The following is a 15,694-nucleotide window of genomic DNA, read 5'->3' as shown; positions in this document are numbered from 1 at the left end:
TTACAAGCAGCTTACTCCTGGTCCAGCGAATACGCCGCGGACATCTGTTTGCGGCGTCTGCGGTCTGCGCGCGCCAGCATCACGGCATACGCGATGACGGCGATGGTCACGACGAGGATGGTCAGCGCGGCGATGGCATTGACGCGCGGGTCGAGCCCCAGGCGCGCGCGCGAGAAGATCACCAGCGGCATCGTCGTCGAACCGGGACCGGACAGGAAAGCGGACAGCACCACGTCGTCCAGCGACAGGGTAAACGTCAGCAGCCAGGCCGAGGCCAATGCCTGCGTGATGTTCGGCAGGGTTACGAGGAAGAACACCTGGTGCGCGCGGCAACCGAGGTCCATGGCCGCTTCCGCCAGCGACTTGCTCATTTCCTGCAGGCGCGATTGCACCACCACGGCCGCATACGCCATGCCCAGCAGGGTGTGACCGAGCCAGATGGTCAGCACGCCCCGCTCGGGAAAACCGAAGACCTTTTGCATGGACACCAGCATCAGCAGCAGCGACAGGCCGATGATCACTTCCGGCATCACCAAGGGCGCGCTGACCATGGCGGAAAACACCGTGCGGCCGCGGAAGCGCTGGTAGCTGGTCAAGGCAAAGGCGGCGAAGGTACCGAGGATGACGGAAGACGTCGCCGACATGAAGGCGATCTTCAGGGATAAACCGAAGCCCGAGATGATTTCCGCATCGTTCATCAACTCGCTGTACCAGCGCAGCGAAAAGCCGCTCCACACCATGTCCTGGCGCGAGCTGTTGAACGAGAAGACGATCAGCACGATGATGGGCAGGTACAGGAACAAATAGCCCAGCGAGAGCCAGCCGCGCCCGAACCAGCGCTGCAGGAAGGTACGTCCGTTCATGTGCGCTCCTCCGCGTCCTGGTCGGTCTTGTATTTGTTAAAAATGGCCATCGGCACGAGGATCAGCAGGACCACCAGCACCGTCACGGATGAGGCCATGGCCCAGTCGTTATTGGTGAAATATTCATCCCACAGCACTCTGCCGATCATCAGGGTTTCCGGACCGCCCAGCAGCTCGGGAATCACGTATTCGCCGACGGACGGAATGAACACCAGCATGGCGCCGGCGATGATGCCCGACTTCGACAGGGGCACGGTGATGCGCCAGAACGCCTGCAGGGGCGTGGCGCCCAGGTCGGCCGCTGCTTCCAGGAAGCGCACGTCCATTTTCACCAGATTGGCGTACAGGGGCAGGATCATGAACGGCAGATAGGCATACACCATGCCGACGACCAGCGAAAACGAGGTGTTCATCATGTGCAGCGGTTCGCTCACCACGCCCAGCGCGAGCAACAGGTCGTTGAGCAAGCCGTGGTTGGCCAGGATGCCCTTCCACGCATACACGCGCAGCAGGAACGAGGTCCAGAACGGCAGCATCACCAGCATCATCAGCACGGGCCGGATCGATGGCCTGGCGCGCGCCATGAAGTAGGCGAACGGGTAGCCGATGAAGAGGCAGATGGCGGTGGTGATGGCCGCGTATTTGATGGAACTGAGGTAGGTGAGCAGATACAGTTCGTCGGCGGCGATGAACAGGTAGTTGGCGATTTTCACCTTCAGCACGACGATGCCGTCGACGTACGACAGCAGGCCGCCGAACGGACTGCCCGCCGTGTCCATGTCGGACAGGCTGATGCGCAGCACGATCAGGAACGGTACCAAAAAGGCGGCCGTCAGGAACAGCGCGGGCACGGCGATGACGGCGTTGCGCCCAGTGACCCAACGCAGGGTGACGAGCTTGCGCAGCGATTGCAGAATGGACGTCATGATGGCCTCAGCTGGTCAGCACGACGATGTCGGCGCCATCCCACCACACCCACACGCGCTGTTCGCGCTCGAGGCGCGCGGCGTCGTGGCGGGCCGCGTTGGTGCGCGAGACTTTCACCACTGTGCCGCTGTCGAGGCGTACGTGGTAGCTGGTTTCATTGCCAAAATACGCCATGGCGACGATCACGCCCTGGGCGCAGTTGTAGCCGTGTTCCGCTGGCGAAGCGCGTTCTTCCAAGGCGGGCGGTTCGGTCTGGATGCCGATCTTTTCGGGGCGCACTGCCACCGAGACATCCATGCCCAGGTTGCCCGTGATGCCATGCGCGACATAGTGGCGGCCGTCGGGCGTGTCGATGACCACGTGATCGGGTTCGTCTTCCGTGATGCGGCCATCGAACAGGTTGACGCTGCCGATGAAGTCGGCGACGAAGCGGCAATTCGGCGTCTCGTAGATTTCACCGGGCGCGCCCACCTGCAGGATGCGCCCCTCGCTCATGACGGCGATGCGCGTGGCCATGCTCATGGCCTCATCCTGGTCATGCGTGACCATCACGCAGGTCACGCCCACCTGTTCGATGATGTTGACCAGTTCCATCTGCGTGCGCTCGCGCAGTTTTTTATCCAGCGCGCCCAGCGGCTCATCGAGCAGCAGCAATTGCGGACGCTTGGCCAGGCTGCGCGCCAGCGCCACGCGCTGCTGCTGGCCGCCCGACAGCTGGTGCGGCTTGCGCTTCGCGTACTGCCCCAACTGCACCAGCGCCAGCATCTGTTCGACCCGCGCCGCCACTTCCGCTTTCGGCAAGCCGTCGCGACGCAGGCCGAAGGCGATGTTGTCCCACACGGACAAATGGGGGAACAGCGCGTACGACTGGAACATCATGTTGATGGGCCGCTGGTGCGGCGGCACGTCGACGATGCTGTTGCCCGCCAGGGCGATACGCCCCGAGGTCGGCGTCTCGAAACCGGCCAGCATGCGCAGCAGGGTCGACTTGCCGCAACCTGAGCTGCCCAGCAGGGCGAAAATCTCGCCCTTGTTGATCGTCACGGAAATACCGTCGACGGCGCGCACGCCATCGAATTCCTTGACCAGCTGATCAATCAGCAAGAAAGGCGCTTGGGCGTCGCTGGCCGACGCGGCAGGTGTTGCTATCGTCATGTGTGGGTAGCTTCTGGGTAAAAGGGTGTCAAAATGAAAAACTGGCCGCTATAGTGGCGGCCAGAATGGGAGTTTAGCGGAACTGCCGCCTTTGCGCTCCAAAAAATGCATAGATGCTGCTTATTTGGGTGAAAACCCAACGGCAAAGGCTGGGGTCAGACCCGGCGGGTCTGACCCGGCGAACCTACACCCAGCCCTTCGCCTTCACCTCGTCATACGTCTTGTCCAGGCACAGCCGTATCAGCGCCACCATCTCATCGATCTGCGCGCGCGTCATCACCAGCGGCGGGGCGACGATCATGCGTTCGCCCACGGCGCGCATGATGACGCCGTTGTCGAACATGTGGCCGCGGCAGATCATGCCCACGCCCTGCCCCTCGTCGAACAGCTCGTTGTCGTGCACGGTGGCGCCCTTGCGGCGCACCAGGTTCAGGCCCGCGACGAGGCCGCAGCTGTCCGCATAGCCGACCAGCGGATGCTCACCCAGGCTGGCGAAGCACTGCTTCAGGTACGGTCCCGTGTCCTCAGCCACCTTGGCCACCAGTTGCTCTTCCTCGATGATGCGGATGTTTTCCAGCGCGGCCGCGCAAGCGACTGGATGGCCCGAATACGTGAAACCGTGCGTGAATTCGCCGCCCTGCTCGATCAATACCTTGGCGACCCTGTCGCCCACCAGCACGCCGCCCAGCGGCACATAGCCCGAGGTGACGCCCTTGGCAAACGTGATCAGGTCGGGCTTGATGCCGAACAGTTCGGAGCCGAACCAGCGCCCCAGGCGGCCAAAGCCGCAGATGACTTCATCGGCGATGAGCAGGATGCCGTACTTGTCGCAGATACGCTGGATCTCGGGCCAGTAGGTCGATGGCGGGATGATGACGCCGCCGGCGCCCTGCACCGGTTCGCCGATGAAGGCGGCCACCTTGTCGGCGCCGATTTCGAGGATCTTGTCTTCCAGCCAGCCAGCCGCCTTCAGGCCGAAGGCTTCCGGAGTCAAGCCATGGCCCGACTCCAGGTAATTGGGCTGGCCGATATGCGCGATGCCCGGTATCGGCAAGCCGCCCTGCGCATGCATGCCGTCCATGCCACCCAGCGACGCTCCCGCCACTGTGCTGCCGTGATACGCGTTGTGGCGGCTGATGATGGTGTGGCGCTCCTGGTAGCCGAGGATGTCCCAGTAGCGGCGCACCATGCGCAGGTTCGTGTCGTTGCCTTCGGAGCCGGAACTGGTGAAGAACACGTGCTGGAACTGCGGCGGCGATATTTGCGCCAGCTTGGCGGCCAGCTGCGCGGCCGGCACGTTCGTCGTGCCAAAGAAGCTGTTATAGAACGGCAGCGTCTCCATTTGCCGGTACACGACTTGCGAGATCGACGTGCGGCCATAGCCCACGTTGACGCACCACAGGCCCGACATGCCGTCGACGATCTTCTTGCCCTGGCTATCCCACAGGTAGACGCCGTCGCCGCGCACGATCACCCTGGCGCCTTTCGATGCCAGGTCCTGGAAATCGGTGAACGGATGCAGGTAGTGGGCCGAGTCCATTTTCTGGATGGCTGCCGTGTCATACACCTGCGGCGCCGCGTTTTTCTGCGCCACGGAGGCTACAAAAGCGGCGCCTGGCGCCAGCGGATTGTTTGTTATGCTCATGCGTGTTCCTTTTAAACGTGTAACAACAAGTGTTCGCGCTCCCACGGACTGATGACGGTCATGAATTCCTGGTGCTCGAGGTCCTTGATGGCCGCATACACGTCGATGAAGCGCTCGCCCAGCACCGTGCGCAGCTTGTCTTCCGCGCGCAGCAGCTGCAGGGCCTCGGGCAAGCCTTGCGGCAGCTCGAACTTCATGTCGTAGGCGCTGCCCACCATCATCGGCGTCGCTTCCAGCTGTTCCGTCATGCCGAGATAGCCGCAGGCCAGGGTGACGGCCAGGGCCAGATAGGGATTCGCGTCGGCGCCGATGATGCGGTTTTCCACACGCCGGTCCTGCACGCCCGACTCGGGCACGCGGAAACCCACCGTGCGGTTGTCCAGGCCCCACTGGATGTTGATCGGCGCGGCCGTGTGGCGCACGATGCGGCGGTAGGAGTTCACGTAGGGTGCGACAATGGCCATGGCCGACGGCATGTAGCGCTGCAGGCCCGCGATGTAATGCTTGAAGATGGGCGCGGCCGAACCGTCCTCGTTGCTGAAGATGTTCAGGCCCGTCTTCGCATCCGTCACGCTCTGGTGCACGTGCATAGCGGAACCCGGTTCGCCCGCCATGGGCTTGGCCATGAAGGTGGCGTACATATCGTGTTTTAACGCGGCTTCGCGCAGGGTGCGCTTGAAGAAGAAGACCTTGTCGGCCAGACCCAGCGGATCGCCGTGCAGGAAGTTGATTTCCATCTGCCCCGCGCCGATTTCGTGGATCAGGGTATCGACGTCAAGGTTCATCAGTTCGCAGTAATCGTAGATATCCTCGAACAGCGGGTCGAATTCGTTGACGGCGTCGATGCTGTACACCTGGCGGCTCGTCTCGGCCCGGCCGCTGCGCCCGATGGGCGGTTTCAATGGCAAGTCGGGGTCCGTGTTCTTCGCCGTCAGATAGAACTCCAGCTCCGGCGCCACCACGGGTTTCCAGCCCTTGTCCGCATACAGTTTCAGCACGCGCCGCAGCACGGAGCGGGGAGCGAAATCGACCAGCATGCCGTCGGCAAAATAGCAGTCGTGGATGACTTGCGCGGTGGGATCGGTAGCCCACGGCACCATGGTGATGGTGGTGGGATCGGCCTTTAAAATCATGTCGCGGTCGGTGCTGGAAATGGCGCGGTCATAGCCGCCGTCGTCGACCGGATAATTGCCCGTCACCGTCATGCCCAGCACCGCCTCCGGGATGCGCATGCCGCGCTCCTGGGTGAATTTCCCGCGCGGCAGGATCTTCCCCCGCGCCACGCCCGTCAAGTCGGGCACCAGGCATTCGATTTCCGTGACGCGCTTTTCATTGAGCCACAAATCCATATCCGTATAGGTGAAATTTTCGCGTATTGCCATGCTTCCCTCTCGCTGGTCTTGATCAAACGCCGCGTGCTGCGGGCGGCGCGCCTGTCATTCTGTCTTTCTGTGCTGCTCCTGGTAATCGCGGCACGCCTGGCCGAAGGCGCCGAACAGCCGCATGGACTGCGGATTGTCTTCCACCTGCCATTCCGGGTGCCATTGCACCGCCAGCGCAAAGCCGGCGGCGCTGGCCACCGTATACGCTTCCACCAGGCCGTCGTCGGCCAGCGCTTCCACCAGCAAGCCATCGGCCAGCCGCGCGATGCCCTGGCCATGCAGGGAATTGACCATCATTTCGCTCTCGCCGCCCAGCAGCCGTGACAGCACGCCGTCGGGCATCAGCTTGATGCGGTGCGCGGGCGCGTACTGGCGCGCCAGCGGATCGAGCACGTTCTCGCGGTGGTCCATCATGCCCGGTACCGCCTGCACGGCCTGGTGCAGGCTGCCGCCCAGGGCCACGTTGACTTCCTGGAAGCCGCGGCAGATGGCGAACAGCGGCAGTTGGCGCACCAGCGCGGCGCGGATCAGGGGCAAGGTGGTGGCATCGCGCGCGGGGTCTTGCGGCAGGTCGGGATGCAGGATCTCTTCGCCGTACAGGCGCGCATCGACGTTCGAGGCCGAACCGGTCAGCATGACGCCGTCGGCGACCTGCAGCGCCGCTTCCAGGTCGGCGTCGGCGCCCAGGGCGGGCAGCAGCAGCGGCATGCAGCCGGCGCCGCGCAGCACGGCGTGCAGGTATTTGTCCTGCGCCATGTGCCAGGCGTGGCTGCCCAGCTGGCGCTGGCAGGCGGGAACGAGAACGATGGGACGGCGCATGGTGCTACCTCGCTGGCGTGACGATCCAATGACAGCGCCATGACAGCGCTGCCGCTCGCTTCACTGTACAGCAGAGCCGGTAGAGGCGGCCACACCGATGGACGTGGCCAGCAGGGGCATACATCGCCTACACTACGGCTTTGCAATATTGCCTTTCTTAAATCATCATATGCCCGTCCGGCGCCAAACACCAGCGCCGCAGGCAAAGTCCCTCACTTTCCCATGCATCCACACCGTTTTCCCGCCTTCCCGAACACCTTTTTCGCCCTGCGGGGGCAACCATGAAGCACATGCCGTGGCGCGACTTCTTCGCCCTCGTGGTCAGCATCGGCGTGGTGGGACTGGGTCTGGGCGCCACCATGCCGCTCACCGCGCTGACACTGCACCAGCGCGGCGTGGGCACGGACATCATCGGTATGATCACGGCCGTCAGCGCGCTCGGCATCCTGGCCGCCTCGCCATTCGTCTCGCGCTGGGTGGGACGCTTCGGCGCGCGCGCCACCATGCTGGGCGCCGTCTGGGTGGCGTCGCTGGCGACGATCGCCATGCAGTTCACCGACCACCTGCTGGCGTGGAGCGTGCTGCGCTTCCTGTTCGGCGGCGCCATGGGCGTGCTGTTTACCATCGGCGAAGCGTGGGTCAACCGCCTGGCACCCGACAATTCGCGCGGGCGCGTGGTGGCCATGTACACCACCAGTTTTACCTTCTTCCAGCTGATCGGCCCTGCCCTCGTGGCCCTCTTCAACGACAAGATCTCGTGGAGCTTCGCCGCCTGTGGCCTGCTGTTTCTGCTGGCCGTGCCGGGCCTGATGCTGATCTCGAACGGCGGCCCGCAACGCGAGCCAGAAGAACAGGGCGTGAAGTGGACCTTGATCCTGCCGCGCATGCCGATGATCGTGCTGGGCGCCGCCTTCTTTGCCCTGTTCGACACGCTGGCATTGAGTCTCCTGCCCCTGTACGCGATGGAGCACGGCATCGGCACGGACCTGGCCCTGCTGTCGGCCACCGTGGTGCTGGTGGGCGACACGGGCCTGCAATTCGCGCTGGGATGGATGGCCGACCGCTTCGGCCGCGCCAGGGTGCACGCGGGCTGCGGCGTGGCCGTCTGCCTGCTGCTGCCGCTGCTGCCGTTTGCCGTCGGCACGCCGTGGCTGTGGTGGACCTTGCTGCTGTTGCTGGGCGCGGCGGCGGGCGGCATCTACATGCTGGCGCTGGTGGCCTGCGGCGAGCGTTTTACGGGCTTGTCGCTGACCAGCGCCAGCGCCATCGTCAACGCCACCTGGGGTGTGACCAGTGGCGGCGGCCCTCTGCTGACCGGGGTCCTGATGCAATCGGCGGGGGTGAACGCCCTGCCGGCCGTGATGTGGGTATGCTGCGCCATTTTCGTCGGCAGCGCCGTGTGGGAGCGCAGGAAGGGGATCGTGTAACGCGCTACTTTTTTTCCAGGCGCTGCCGCAGCTCGTCGGCCACCGGATAATCGGGATAGGCCTGCCGGAACGCTGTCCACTCCTCGTGCGCCAGGGTATCCTCGCCCGCCTTGAGCAGGGCGTCGATCTTCACCAGCCATACGGAGGCGTCGAGCTTTGCCGGCGGCGGCAGCGGCGCGGAGCGGGCCGCCACGGGAGCGGGCATGGCCAGCGCGCGCTGCACGGGCGCCGGGCGTTGCAGGCCGGCTTCAGCCTGCATGGCGGCTTGCTGCTCCATCGCCTCCCGCATCGCAGGAGGAGGTGGCGGGGCCGGTGGCGCAGGCACGGGTACAGACACGGGTGCTGCCGCCGGCTCGGCCTGCGCCGGCGGCTTCGGTGCCGCCTTGGTCATGGCGCGCGGTGCTGGCCGCGGTGGCGCAGACTCAGTGGCAGGTGCAGCGGCCGGTGCGGACATCACCTCCTGCGTGAGCGGTTCCCCGACGACGGGAAATTGCGCCGGTTTCGACCCGAACCAGTCCACACCGATCAGGTTTACCGTCAACAGCACGGCGGCGGCCAGTCCCAGCGGCACGCGCCAGCGCTGCAGGTAATCGGGCGATTTCTTGGCCGGCAAGGTGCGCCGCACGCCATCGGCGCTGTCGTTCGCGGCAACGGGTTTTGCCAATGCTTTTTCAGCGTCGGCCAGGATGGCCGCATCGAGCGCGCTGGAAGGCGCGGGCTGCGGCAGGCTGGCCAGCAACGCGTTCAATTCCTCGTCATTCGGTTCGTCGTGATTGTGCGTATTCATGCCTGTCCTCCCGCGCCAGCGGCGCTGTCCAAGCCCGCGCGCAATTTCTGCATGGCGTAGCGCAGCCGGCTCTTGACGGTTTCCGCTTCCGCCCCCGTCACCGCGGCGATCTCGAGGATGCTCATGCCGCTGAACTGCTGCAGCACCAGCGCTTCCTTCTGTTCCGCCGGCAGTGCGGCGATGGCCGCATGCAGCCGCGCGTGCTGCTGTTTCTGCTCCAGCGACTGCGGCGGCGAGGCGCCCTCGTCCGCCAGTTCGCCCACGCCGTCGTGTTCCTGTCCTTCCCGCTGGCGCAGGAGGTCGATCAGGCGGTTGCGCGCGATCTGGTACAGATAGGTGCGAAACGCCGCCTGCGGCTGGTAGCCGGCGCGCGCCGCATGCAGGCTGGCCCACGCATCCTGCACGATCTCGTCCACCCACGCGCGGCGCGGCGAACGCCAGGCCACGAAGCGGTACAGCCCCTGGCTGTGGCGCCGGTACAGCTCGCGAAACGACGGCAGGTCGCCGGCGCTGTAGCGCAGCATCAGGTCTTCATCCGTCGCGGTCAATAAAGTGTCGGGCATGCGAATCAGTGTAGCCGAACTACGCGGCAGCGGCAATTTCCCGACGCCGTCAGCGTACAGTGGGCGCGATGGGCGCATAGCTGATGCGGCGCACTTCGCGGATCTGTCCATCCCTGAGCACCCCTTCCACCAGTTCATAACCGAGCAAGGCGAAGACCCGGCCCTGCAGGAACAGGGGCCGCGCATTGCCATACCAGTCCACGCACGATGCGCGGCAGCCGTCGTCCGGCGCCTGGCCCGGCCGCGCGGCAAGCGCGCCCAGTTCCGTCAATGTCAAACCGCTGTTGCGCAGATACAGGACGGAGGCGGCTGACTTGTTGAGGCCAGGCCGCTCGTCCGCGCCCAGGATGGGCAAGCCGATCAGGCCCTCATTTTGAGCTTGCGGCTTGTAGAAAAAGCCGTGGCTGCGCGACTCGCCCTGCGCCGCGTCGGCGCGGATGTAGCGCGTGGCGACCGCCGCCTGCGCCCCCAGGCCGATGGTGCTGAAGTGCAAATCCCTACCCTGTGCGCCAATCACCACCGCATCATTGCCCAGCGCCTCGATGCGCTCCACGCCGTGCGGCAGGGACAAGGCTTGCACGCCGCCCGCGTCGGCCCAGCGCACGGCGTACAGGGGCTGGCGCGGCCAGGCCTGGTCGGCCTTGCGGCGTCCCACATTGCCCGGATTGCCGTACAACAGATACGGCCCAACATAACGGTTCTGCAGGCCGTAGCCGCCACCACCGGGCAGCGGCTTGTAGCTGCCGGCGGGCGCACTGTCGCGGCCATCGGAAAACGACGCCAATGGCACGCGCAGCAGGGCCATGTCGCCCCGCCCCCGCGCGCCATCCCACATGGCGTCGCCCTGGCCCTCGGCGCGCAGCAGGACGTTCAAGTGGCCATCAGCGCTTTCCAGGAACGAGAACTGGTCGACGGGCGCGCCCGCCACCTTCAGGGCGCTGGGCGCCGAGCCATCGAGGGGAATGCGGAACACGCCCGAGTCGCTGCCGCGGCGCGTGGTCCACACGAAGACGGATTCGCCCGACACGTAAAACACGCGCCCCTGCGGCCCCATCACGGCGGTCGCTTCGCAACGCATGTCGCGCTGTGCCAGGTCGCACACGGTGACCGTATGCAGGGTCAGACCAAAGCCTGGTTCGGGCTCGTCATCGGTGCGGTAGATGCGCGTGGCAGGGGCGATGCGCTTGAAATCGGACGGCACGGCGTCGGGGCGCCAGCGGCGCAGCGCGGGGAAGCCGCCGAACGGGTCGCCCCGGCGCAAGTTCAGCGACAGGGGCGAATAGAACACCAGTTTGCTGCCGATCAGGCGGCTGGCGTAATTGCGCGACGAGTAATAATCGTTGGAGCGCAAATGGTAAGTCGAGCGGTAGGCCAGCTTGCCGTCCGCGTCGATGTCGAACAGGCCGATTTCCGTGCCGCCCCGGCTGTAGCTGTAGCCGATCACCACCACCGTGTCGCCATCGATCAGCATCTCGTCATACCAGCTGCCCGACGGGTCGCTGCCGGGCGCGAACGCGTCGAGCGAGGCGACTGGCTGCAAAGCATTGCCGCCCACCTGCACGGTAAACAGCTTGCCGCGCCGGAGCATCACCAGGTGCCTGCCGTGCAGCTTGACGATGCCGCCTTCGTCCACGCCCGCCGTCTGCACATTGGTGACGGATTCGGCCGCCTCTGCCGATGCCGCCGGCGCCGCTTTCGCCGCCATCGGCGCGGGAGGGGCCGGTGGCGCCGACATGTACTGCGCCGTGGCGCGCTGCAGTTTCTGCTGCTCCCTTTGCAGCGCCGCCTGGCGCGCCTGCAGCTGCTGCAGGTAGGCGCTCAAGGCTTGCTCGCTGGCGAACGGCGCCAGGGTCTTGCGCGGCGCCGTACCGGCGGCGTGGCTGCCTGCCGACAGCAGCAGGGACAGTATCAATGTGATCTTGAGGGCGCTGGACATCGCTTCTTCTCCGGTTGGCTGGGGTGTGCAACATGAAACGCAGCGGCGCAGAAAAAGGGGTTAAATTTGCGTAAAAATATGCAAGAAGCTGCCGTCTTACTCAAACCCGCGTATGCGGTCGCCATTGAAATTCGGCAGCCGCCACTCGAAATGCAAAGCCAGGAAACGGAACAAAAAGCCCGCGCCGATGGACGCCAGCTGCGCCACCGAGCTGTCGACCTTGAAGTGCAGCAGGCCAACGTACAGGGCGCCCGTGAACAGGGCCACGGTGGCATACACTTCACGCTGCAGCACGAGGGGAATCTGGTTGCACAGGATATCGCGCAGCAGGCCGCCGAAGACGCCCGTGATCATCCCCGCCAGCACGACGATGGCTGGATGCATCTTGGCCGACATGGCGATGTCGCAGCCAATCACGCAAAACGCCACCAGGCCCAGGCCGTCGACCAGCAAAAAGATGGCGCGCAGATGGTGCAGGTAGCGTGCGACAAAGGCCGTCACAATGGCCGCGCCGATGGTAAACAGCAGGTATTCGGGATGCGCGATCCAGCCCAGCGGATAGTGCCCCAGCAGCACGTCGCGCACGGTGCCGCCGCCCAGCGCCGTGACGGTGCCGATCATGCAAATGCCGAACAAATCCATGCCGCGCCGCATGCCCATGATGGCGCCGGACATCGCTTCGGCGACAATCGCCACCAGGTAAATCGTATATAGCAGCATGGTCTTACTCTTCCGAAAATGATTTGAGAATTTGTTCGCGTTCGCGCGCTTCGCTCAGGGTGCGCGCCTCGCTCGTGCCCGTGCTGGAGCCGCCATCGCCCGCTTCACCGTGGGCCATGCGCGTATCGGCACCGGCGCTGCCGCAGCCGACGCTGCTGTGGATAAAGGCGAAGTTATCCTTCAGGCAGTCGCCGGCCAGGTATTCGGCATACACATAGTCGCCGTCGAGCAGGGCCAGGCCTGGCGGTTCGGCCAGCACCTGCTCGCGGCGGCCCTGCACGGCCACCTGCATGTAGTCGCGCCAGACGGGCAGCGCCAGGGTGCCGCCGGTGGCATTGCCCAGGCTTTTCGGCTGGTCGTAGCCTAGCCAGACGACGGACACCAGGCCCGAGGAATAGCCGGCGAACCAGGCGTCGTACGCATTGTTCGACGTGCCCGTCTTGCCTGCCGCGTCGCCGCGCCCCAGCGCCAGCGCGCCGCGTCCCGTGCCGCTCTTGACGACGTCGCGCAGCATGCTGTCCATGACGTAGGCATTGCGCGTGGAGATGACCTGCGTGCCCGCTGCCGGCGCGCCCTTGGCGCGTGGCGCCGCGTCGGAAAACAGCACTTCTCCGCTGCGGCTGCGCACTTCCTTGATCAATTTGGGCGGCATCTGCATGCCGCCGTTGGCGAACACGGCATACGATTGCGCCAGCTGCAGCGGCGTGACGGCGCCCGCGCCCAGCGCCAGCGGCAGCGAGACGGGATTGCGCGCGCCCTCGAAGCCGAAGCGCGTGGCGTAGTGCTGCACGTAGCCGGGGCCGGCCGCCTGCATCAGGCTGACGGCCACCAGGTTTTTCGAGCGCACGAGGCCGCGCCGCACGCTGATGAAGCCTTCATAGTTGTTGCCGTAATTGCGCGGACGCCACGGCTGCGCGCCCGTTTCCTGCGGCAGCAGCAAACGCTGCGTGTCGTCCACGGCCGTGCCGGGGAAATATCCCTTTTCCAGCGCCGCCGAATACACGAAGGGCTTGAAGCTGGAACCGGGCTGGCGGTAGGCTTGCATGGCGTGGTTGTAGTGGTTGCGGTAGAAATCGAAGCCGCCCGCCATGGCGACGATTTCGCCGCTGTGCGCCTCGACGGAAATGAGCGCGCCTTCCATCTCGGGCAGCTGGCTCACGAGCCAGCGGTTTTTCGCCGCGTCGTGCACCACGCGGATCACGCTGCCCTCGACGATGGCGCGCTTGCCATCCCACTGCAGCTTGCCGCCCAGGCGCGCATCCGACGCCGTCAAGGTGATCTCGTCGCCATTGCGCAGCTGCGCCGTCAGCTGGCGCTTGCCGCCGCTCTCCACCTTGCGCACCAGCGCGGCGCGCACTTCTCCGCTGTCCGGGTAGGCGGCCAGCTGGCGCGCCACGCTGTCTGCGGAGGCGGCCAGGCGCGCTTCCGGGCCGCGATAGCCGCGCCGCGCCTGCGCGCTCAATAGCCCATCGCGCAGCGACTTGTCGGCCGCCCGCTGCGGCGCCATGCGGATGGTGGTCGTCACGTCCAGGCCCATGCTGTAGGCACCTTCCGGGTAGCTTTGCAATATCAGCTGGCGCGCTTCCTCGACCGCATACGCGGCCGCGTGCACGGAGCTGTTGCGGTCCTTGTTCAGGGCCAGTTTTTCCGCCACGGCGGCGTCGTATTCGGCCGGCGTGATGTAACCGAGTTCGCGCATGCGCTGCAGGATGTAGTGCTGGCGCACGGTGGCGCGCTGCGGATTGGCGACGGGGTTGTAGGCCGACGGCGCCTTCGGCAGGCCGGCCAGCATGGCCGCTTCGGCGATGCTCACTTCCGCCAGCGGCTTGTCAAAGTAAATGTTCGAGGCGGCGGAAAAGCCGTAGGAACGCTCGCCCAGGTAAATCTGGTTCATGTACAGTTCCAGCAGCTTGTCCTTGCCGTAGTGCTGTTCCAGCTTGTAGGCGAGCAGCATCTCCGTCAGCTTGCGCTGCACGGTCTTTTCGCGCGACAGGAAAAAGTCGCGCGCCACCTGCATGGTGATGGTGCTGGCGCCCTGCGCATGGCGGCCCGTGACGACGTTGGCCAGGGTGGCTCGCGTCAAGCCATAAAAGTCGACGGCGCCATGCTCGTAGAAGCGGGCATCCTCGATGGCCAGCAAGGCCTGGCGCATGCGCAGCGGGATCTCCTTCAGGGGCAGGAACTCGCGGCGCTCTTCGCCGTACTCGGCCAGCAGCTCGCCTTCGCTGGAAAAAATGCGCAGCGGCAGCGCGGGCTTGTACTGGGCCAGGTGCTCGACGGGCGGCAAGTCTTGCCACGCCTGGCGCAGCCACCAGCCGCCCGCCAGCGCGGCGGCCATGCCCAGGCCCAGGGTCAGTCCCAGGCCGAATTTCAGATTGCGCGCCAGCTTGGATTGCGGCTTGCGGGGGGTGTGGTCGTTCGCTTGTGCTTCCATCGTGGTATTCCCTTGCTGCCAGGAGGCCGCGCGCTGGCGCGTGGCACTCCATCAAAGAGGTATTGTGCACTGCAACACACCCATCCTTATGAAAAGTAAGTATTATTTAGTATTGATAAATTTTTCTTATGTTAGGCAGTGGTCATGGATCTCAATCCCAAGCACACGGAAGCGTTCCGCGCCGTCGTCGAAACGGGCAGTTTCGAACAGGCGGCGCTGCGGCTGCACCTGACCTCCCCCGCCATTTCGCAGCGGGTGCGGGCGCTGGAAAGCCAGCTCGGTAATGCCTTGATCGTGCGCAGCCGTCCCGCGCGCGCCACGCGCATGGGCCAGCGCCTGATGCAGTACCTGAAGCGCGCCAAGCTGCTGGAAGCGGACTTGCAGGCGGAACTGGCGGTGCAGCAGGATGCCCCGCTGACGCTGGTGCTGGCGCTGAATGCGGATTCGATGGGCACGTGGTTCTTCCCCGCCCTGTCCGAGGTGCTGATACGCGAGCGCGTGCTGCTCGACCTGACCGTGGAAGACCAGGACCACACGTACACCTTGCTGGAGACGGGCATGGCGATCGGCTGCATCAGCACGGAAGCCAAACCCATGCGCGGCTGCACGGCCGAGCCGCTGGGCGTGATGCGCTACTGGCTGGTGGCCACGCCCGCGTTCCGCCAGCAGTGGTTCGCGCACGGCCTGACGCGCAAGGCGGCGCGCACGGCGCCCGTCGTCGCCTACACGCGCAAGGACACCCTGCAGTCATCGTTCCTGCAAGAGGCGCTGGGGCTGCCCGAAGGGGCCTACCCCTGCCATTACGTGCCGGGCGCCACCTCGCACTTCAACGCCATCCGCTACGGCCTCGGCTACGGCATGGTGCCGGAATTGCTGCTGAAGGCGAACACGGATGGCGAGCTGGTGGAAATGCTCACCCCCAAGACGCCGGCCGACGTGGCCCTGTACTGGCACACGTGGAAGGTGCAGTCGCCGCGCATGGAGCAGCTGTCGCGGCAAATCATCGCGGCGGCGCGCAAGATCCTGAAATAAGTAT

The 15,694-nt window shown here is 65.3% G+C and carries 13 protein-coding genes; 2 read left to right on the top strand and 11 right to left on the bottom strand.

Annotated elements, in window-relative coordinates; translation table 11 throughout:
* Window positions 1-11: 11 nt before the first annotated feature.
* From AC07X6_RS00325 to AC07X6_RS00300, 6 genes are all read right to left on the bottom strand, one after another.
* A complete protein-coding gene (locus AC07X6_RS00325) occupies window positions 12-863 on the bottom strand; it encodes an ABC transporter permease (RefSeq protein ID WP_230539097.1) in 852 nt (283 codons plus the stop codon).
* Window positions 860-1,789: an ABC transporter permease subunit gene (locus AC07X6_RS00320; RefSeq protein WP_494789700.1), complete on the bottom strand. Its 930-nt coding sequence runs from the start codon at window positions 1,787-1,789 to the stop codon at window positions 860-862. The genes AC07X6_RS00325 and AC07X6_RS00320 overlap by 4 nt, the downstream gene beginning before the upstream one ends.
* A gap of 7 nt (window positions 1,790-1,796) precedes the next feature.
* On the bottom strand, window positions 1,797-2,945 hold the full coding sequence (locus AC07X6_RS00315) for an ABC transporter ATP-binding protein (protein ID WP_474293075.1): 1,149 nt from the start codon (window positions 2,943-2,945) through the stop codon (window positions 1,797-1,799).
* Between the two features lie 184 nt (window positions 2,946-3,129).
* Entirely contained in the window at window positions 3,130-4,590 is a 1,461-nt protein-coding gene (locus AC07X6_RS00310; RefSeq protein ID WP_494789699.1) for an aspartate aminotransferase family protein, read from the bottom strand.
* Between the two features lie 11 nt (window positions 4,591-4,601).
* The gene (locus AC07X6_RS00305; protein WP_086145915.1) at window positions 4,602-5,972 is read right to left on the bottom strand and encodes a glutamine synthetase family protein; all 1,371 of its coding nucleotides are present in this window, start codon (window positions 5,970-5,972) and stop codon (window positions 4,602-4,604) included.
* Between the two features lie 54 nt (window positions 5,973-6,026).
* Window positions 6,027-6,791 (bottom strand): gamma-glutamyl-gamma-aminobutyrate hydrolase family protein, encoded by a 765-nt coding sequence (locus tag AC07X6_RS00300; protein ID WP_494789698.1) that lies wholly within the window; start codon window positions 6,789-6,791, stop codon window positions 6,027-6,029.
* A 281-nt stretch (window positions 6,792-7,072) separates the two neighbouring features.
* Between AC07X6_RS00300 and AC07X6_RS00295 the strand changes: the two genes are divergently transcribed.
* Window positions 7,073-8,218: an MFS transporter gene (locus tag AC07X6_RS00295; RefSeq protein WP_494789697.1), complete on the top strand. Its 1,146-nt coding sequence runs from the start codon at window positions 7,073-7,075 to the stop codon at window positions 8,216-8,218.
* A 4-nt stretch (window positions 8,219-8,222) separates the two neighbouring features.
* Here AC07X6_RS00295 and AC07X6_RS00290 read toward each other — a convergent pair whose 3' ends face one another.
* The 5 genes from AC07X6_RS00290 to AC07X6_RS00270 all read right to left on the bottom strand — a co-directional run bounded on the left by AC07X6_RS00290 (window position 8,223) and on the right by AC07X6_RS00270 (window position 14,658).
* Complete coding sequence (locus AC07X6_RS00290; protein ID WP_494789696.1) at window positions 8,223-9,005, bottom strand: hypothetical protein; 783 nt, start codon at window positions 9,003-9,005, stop codon at window positions 8,223-8,225.
* Entirely contained in the window at window positions 9,002-9,568 is a 567-nt protein-coding gene (locus AC07X6_RS00285) for a sigma-70 family RNA polymerase sigma factor (RefSeq protein ID WP_494789695.1), read from the bottom strand. The genes AC07X6_RS00290 and AC07X6_RS00285 overlap by 4 nt, the downstream gene beginning before the upstream one ends.
* A 49-nt stretch (window positions 9,569-9,617) precedes the next feature.
* Complete coding sequence (locus AC07X6_RS00280; protein WP_494789694.1) at window positions 9,618-11,504, bottom strand: beta-propeller domain-containing protein; 1,887 nt, start codon at window positions 11,502-11,504, stop codon at window positions 9,618-9,620.
* Between the two features lie 96 nt (window positions 11,505-11,600).
* The gene (locus tag AC07X6_RS00275) at window positions 11,601-12,224 is read right to left on the bottom strand and encodes a trimeric intracellular cation channel family protein (protein ID WP_035822575.1); all 624 of its coding nucleotides are present in this window, start codon (window positions 12,222-12,224) and stop codon (window positions 11,601-11,603) included.
* A gap of 4 nt (window positions 12,225-12,228) precedes the next feature.
* Window positions 12,229-14,658, bottom strand: a complete 2,430-nt coding sequence (locus tag AC07X6_RS00270; RefSeq protein WP_494789693.1) for a penicillin-binding protein 1A — start codon at window positions 14,656-14,658, stop codon at window positions 12,229-12,231.
* Window positions 14,659-14,796: 138 nt separating this feature from the next.
* Here AC07X6_RS00270 and AC07X6_RS00265 point away from each other — a divergent pair, with 138 nt between their 5' ends.
* On the top strand, window positions 14,797-15,690 hold the full coding sequence (locus AC07X6_RS00265; RefSeq protein WP_474293089.1) for an HTH-type transcriptional regulator ArgP: 894 nt from the start codon (window positions 14,797-14,799) through the stop codon (window positions 15,688-15,690).
* The last annotated feature ends 4 nt before the right edge of the window (window positions 15,691-15,694 follow it).

The organism is Janthinobacterium sp. GW460-12-1-14-LB5, assembly GCF_059423585.1.
Note: the sequence above shows the minus strand (reverse complement) of the source record. Positions and strands in the feature narration are given on the sequence as shown.

What these genes read in the sequence shown, in the direction of transcription:
- AC07X6_RS00310 (WP_494789699.1), bottom strand. Translation starts at nt 4,590, where the DNA reads ATGAGCATAACAAACAATCCGCTGGCGCCAGGCGCCGCTTTTGTAGCC.
- AC07X6_RS00305 (WP_086145915.1), bottom strand. Translation starts at nt 5,972, where the DNA reads ATGGCAATACGCGAAAATTTCACCTATACGGATATGGATTTGTGGCTC.
- AC07X6_RS00270 (WP_494789693.1), bottom strand. Translation starts at nt 14,658, where the DNA reads ATGGAAGCACAAGCGAACGACCACACCCCCCGCAAGCCGCAATCCAAG.
- AC07X6_RS00275 (WP_035822575.1), bottom strand. Translation starts at nt 12,224, where the DNA reads ATGCTGCTATATACGATTTACCTGGTGGCGATTGTCGCCGAAGCGATG.
- AC07X6_RS00290 (WP_494789696.1), bottom strand. Translation starts at nt 9,005, where the DNA reads ATGAATACGCACAATCACGACGAACCGAATGACGAGGAATTGAACGCG.
- AC07X6_RS00280 (WP_494789694.1), bottom strand. Translation starts at nt 11,504, where the DNA reads ATGTCCAGCGCCCTCAAGATCACATTGATACTGTCCCTGCTGCTGTCG.
- AC07X6_RS00325 (WP_230539097.1), bottom strand. Translation starts at nt 863, where the DNA reads ATGAACGGACGTACCTTCCTGCAGCGCTGGTTCGGGCGCGGCTGGCTC.
- AC07X6_RS00295 (WP_494789697.1), top strand. Translation starts at nt 7,073, where the DNA reads ATGAAGCACATGCCGTGGCGCGACTTCTTCGCCCTCGTGGTCAGCATC.
- AC07X6_RS00300 (WP_494789698.1), bottom strand. Translation starts at nt 6,791, where the DNA reads ATGCGCCGTCCCATCGTTCTCGTTCCCGCCTGCCAGCGCCAGCTGGGC.
- AC07X6_RS00315 (WP_474293075.1), bottom strand. Translation starts at nt 2,945, where the DNA reads ATGACGATAGCAACACCTGCCGCGTCGGCCAGCGACGCCCAAGCGCCT.
- AC07X6_RS00320 (WP_494789700.1), bottom strand. Translation starts at nt 1,789, where the DNA reads ATGACGTCCATTCTGCAATCGCTGCGCAAGCTCGTCACCCTGCGTTGG.
- AC07X6_RS00285 (WP_494789695.1), bottom strand. Translation starts at nt 9,568, where the DNA reads ATGCCCGACACTTTATTGACCGCGACGGATGAAGACCTGATGCTGCGC.